The organism is Psychrobacter sp. TB20-MNA-CIBAN-0197 (assembly GCF_040309765.1).
Classification (GTDB): Bacteria; Pseudomonadota; Gammaproteobacteria; order Pseudomonadales; family Moraxellaceae; genus Psychrobacter; species Psychrobacter submarinus.
On the sequence record NZ_JBEOPC010001462.1, the window covers coordinates 1 to 232 of the forward strand.

The 232-nt window shown below is 64.7% G+C and carries 1 protein-coding gene; it reads left to right on the forward strand.

Annotated features, from left to right (window positions below):
• A partial coding sequence (locus AAEY83_RS18820) for a BCCT family transporter (protein ID WP_351061753.1) occupies nt 1-232 on the forward strand: 232 nt, incomplete at both ends.

Sequence of the window (232 nt, forward strand, 5' to 3'; positions counted from 1 at the left end):
GGCCGGCACGGCGGATGCGGCACGCCAGGCGATGCAGATCCTGTTCCTGCACTGGGGCCTGCATGGCTGGGGCGTGTTTGCCTTTGTCGGCATGGCACTGGCCTATTTCGCTTATCGGCACAATCTGCCGCTGGCCCTGCGTTCGGCGCTGTATCCGCTGATCGGCAAACGCATCAACGGCCCGATCGGCTACGCAGTCGATGGCTTCGGCATCATCGCCACGGTGTTCGGC